Raw genomic sequence first — 3,320 nt, 5'->3', positions numbered from 1 at the left:
TCGCCGTGACTTTCAGCGCGAACTCCGCCTGGCCCAGGTGGTCGTCGAGGTGTTGCCTCGTGGAGGGCGGGACGGGCATCAGGCCGCGATCTTCGCTCCGGCCGCGGGCGGCGGCTGCTGCGGCGCCGTGGCGACGCCCGGCTGCGTGAACTCCCGGCGGGTCTGCCGGTCCTTTTCGCGGAACACCGCCTGCACGAAAGCCTTTTCCTTGTAGAAAGGATTCGTGTCCGCGATGTCGCGGTCGATCCGCGTCCTCGCCTCCGGCGTCTGGCTCTGGTAGAACGCCTTGGCGTGCGGAAGCTGCTTTTCGATCAGCTTCATGTCGTTCTCGTGCCTCTGCACGCGGTGGTAGAGGAACGTCTCGATCGCGCGTTCCGGGTGTTCCTTCACGAGTCGCGTGTAATACACGACGTCGTCAGGGTTCGCCTTCTTGTAGGCGTCGATGCGTTTCTTCACTTCCGGGTTGTCCCGGAAGACGAGCGGTTTCGGCGTTTCCGCCTTGGGTCCTTTGTCGGGTTTTTGGTCGATGGCCATATGCATATGGAGTTAGGCAGCCTCTTGGCGTGCAGGCTGCGTCGGCACGGGGCGGTCTTCCCGCCCAAAGGATTGAGTAAGCACGGGATTGAACGGCGGTTCTTCCGGCCCTTGCACAAGGCGGAGGGCCAGGTCGAACTGCGCGCAAATGTCCGCACACTCGTGGCGGGCCAGCGCGAAGGCCATCAAGGCTTTCGCCTCGATCTTCGGGTTGGCCCCGGTGAATCGCCGGTTCAGCTCCTCCGCCGCCGAGAAAAACTCGGCCGCGACGGGCTCCGGCAATTGGAGGTTCAGGGTGATCATGGTTGTTTCTGTGGGTTGGTGTTTTCTGGAGTTGCCCCGGCCCTGGGACCCGGAGGGTCGGGCCGGAACGAAGCGGAGTCCGGCTCGCCGGCCGGAGGCTGGGCGGAGGCGGCGGGCCGGCGGAGCGCAGGGCCGGGCCCGACCTTCCGGGACTCGGCCGGGCCATCGGCCGCAGCGACGGGGAGCGGGCCGCGGCTGGGGGCGGCCCGCTCGGCGTCGCCAACGGGTCCGACCGCCAGCTTGACGCGGAGCCCGACCGCAAAGCCGGTGAGCCGCCGGGCGTGGACGGTGCCTTGGGCCGCGAGGTCGAGCGATTCGAGCATCACGCCCGGCTGCGCGGTCCATGTTTTCACGAAGCGGAGGTATTCCGGCCACGCCTCCATTCTCGGGACGGAACGGGTCAGCCGGACGGCGCGGGTCGCGCCTTCCGCCTCCTGCCATTCGACACGCCAGCCCGTTCCGACCCGCGCGGTGAACTGCTCCGCCGACCAGGCCGGGGCGGGATGGGCTTGCGCCTGCTCGCGCAGGCGGGCCAGCGCCATGTCATCGTGGCCCGCAAGGCCGTCGCGTTCCGCGCGCAGGGCGATCAGTTCGGGATCGGGACCGGTGGGAACCGGATGCAAGCGCGGCAGCGCGAGCCCCAGGCCGGCGAAAAGCCCGCTGAGCCCGAGGCACGCCCACGCGCGAACGGAAATCCGGCGGCCCTTCATGGCGTGAATGCCCCCTGCAGGGTGAAGGCGCCCGCGGCGTTCGGCACCGCCGGTTCCACGGTCCAGCGCCGGCTACCGAGTCGGCTTCGCCATTTTTCCCAGTCCGCTCCCGGCGCGACATGGCCGCTCAGGGCGAACCGGCCCTGCGCGACCCGCACGCGGTCGAGCGCGATCTGCAGCGGCAGCGCCGCGCACACCTCGTCGAGCAATTCCGGAACGGGCGGACTCGAGCCCGGCCCGGCGAGCTGCGTCTTCAATGCGACGATTTCGGCCGCGTTGACGCGGTAGTGCTCGATCTCGGCCTGCAGCGCCGCCTTTTCCTGCCGGCCGGTCCGCTGCTGTTGCGTCCAGGCGGTGAACTCGCGCGCATACGCCGCGCCGCTCCAGCCGCCCGTGAGAAGGAGCAGGATGCTGGCGGCGACCAGCGCACGTTGCGGCGTCACAAGCGGGGTGGCCGGCAACAGCTGCGCAGGATGGGCGCGTGGCAGAACGACGGGCAGCGCCAAGGCGTCCGACAGTGCGAGACAATGCACGCCGGGAAGCTCCTCCGCGGGTTCCTCGGTCGTGACAAGCAACGCGGGGTCGCGGGGTCGTTCGGCTATTTCGCGGCGGAGCCACTCGGTCGCCTCCCCCGCAGCATCGTTGCCGTGCCATTGGGGGATGGCACGGGTGTCGTGGGCGGGATGATGGTAGGCGACTCCGTGGCCGGCGGTGACAGCGAGCACACAGACCGCACCCGAGTCCGACCATTCGGTTGGCAGCGCGTGCAGGAACGTGGCCAGCGGCCACGCGGAGGTGACGGTGACACCGTGCGCAGCCAGCCGTTCGACTAACTCGAACAGACCCGGCTCGCTTTCGTAATGGAGGAACGTGGCGTGCCCGTCCGCCGCCGCCAGGATGGGTTCGTGGCTCCACGCATGGGCCGGATCGGTGATGGCGGGGTGGTCGAAGCCGAGGGCTCCTTGGAGGGCGGCTCGCGTCCCGCGCGGGCAAGCGACCGGCACGGTCACGAGGAATTCCGGTTGATACACGAGGCGCAGGCACCGCGTCGGCCCGACGTGTGCTGCGAGGATTTCCGCGGCGTGCGCGAGCGTTTGGAATTCGAGCGGTTCGTTCCGCCCGACGAGCCACCACCGGCGGCCCCACAGGAGCGCGGTGCGCTCAGATGTCGGCGAGGTAGACATAGACATCGGTCACGCCGTTGGTGGGAGCCGCGTAGGCGACGATGCCGGCGTCACAGGCGGCACCTTCGACCGGGGCGAGTTGCGGGGCGTTCATCGCCAGTGCGAGCTCGTAGGCATCGCGCGCCGGCACGTTCGGGATGACGAGATACGCGACGATGAGGTTGGCCGCGAGGTTGGTGGTCGTGTCCCGCAGCCGGAAATTCGCGCCCTGGGCGGCGGACGGAGCGGTGGCCGGAGTGGACGAACGCGCCTCCAGGCGTGTCACCCCGGACCAGTTCCGTTGCGGAGCCGCGTCGGGCGTCACGACGAACGCCTGGGCTGACTGGCTCCAGCTCATTTCATTGCCGGTGCCGGTGGATGTGTAAACCTGCGTGCCCATCCGCAGGCTGAGGGGCTTCTCCAGCTTGCCGACGGCGAGGAGAACGGCATCGAGCCGAGCACCGTTGCCCTTGGCCGCGTCGGTGGCGCCGGTGACCGCGGCCCCGGAAGTGGGAACGCCCGTGCCTTCGGTGCGGGGGATGCTGCCGTTGCCGCCCGGCATCGTGATGAAGTCGGTGAGCGCGGTCTTCAAGGTCTCCGCCGTCTTCTG

The 3,320-nt window shown here is 69.2% G+C and carries 5 protein-coding genes; all 5 read right to left on the bottom strand.

The window, feature by feature from the left end; all coding sequences use genetic code 11:
* Positions 1-78: 78 nt before the first annotated feature.
* Positions 79-534 (bottom strand): hypothetical protein, encoded by a 456-nt coding sequence (locus HZA32_05300; protein MBI5423481.1) that lies wholly within the window; start codon positions 532-534, stop codon positions 79-81.
* Positions 535-546: 12 nt separating this feature from the next.
* Positions 547-837, bottom strand: a complete 291-nt coding sequence (locus HZA32_05295) for a hypothetical protein (GenBank protein MBI5423480.1) — start codon at positions 835-837, stop codon at positions 547-549.
* Positions 834-1,547 (bottom strand): hypothetical protein, encoded by a 714-nt coding sequence (locus tag HZA32_05290; GenBank protein ID MBI5423479.1) that lies wholly within the window; start codon positions 1,545-1,547, stop codon positions 834-836. Before HZA32_05290 ends, HZA32_05295 begins: the two co-directional genes overlap by 4 nt.
* Positions 1,544-2,578 (bottom strand): hypothetical protein, encoded by a 1,035-nt coding sequence (locus HZA32_05285; protein MBI5423478.1) that lies wholly within the window; start codon positions 2,576-2,578, stop codon positions 1,544-1,546. The genes HZA32_05290 and HZA32_05285 overlap by 4 nt, the downstream gene beginning before the upstream one ends.
* A gap of 130 nt (positions 2,579-2,708) precedes the next feature.
* The coding region (locus HZA32_05280; GenBank protein ID MBI5423477.1) for a type II secretion system protein at positions 2,709-3,320 on the bottom strand (612 nt) is incomplete at its 5' end.

It is taken from the genome of Opitutia bacterium (assembly GCA_016217545.1).
In the GTDB taxonomy this organism is placed as follows: Bacteria; Verrucomicrobiota; Verrucomicrobiia; order Opitutales; family Opitutaceae; genus Didemnitutus.
The sequence above is the reverse complement of the archived record's forward strand: the minus strand, read 5'-3'. Positions and strand labels throughout refer to the sequence as shown.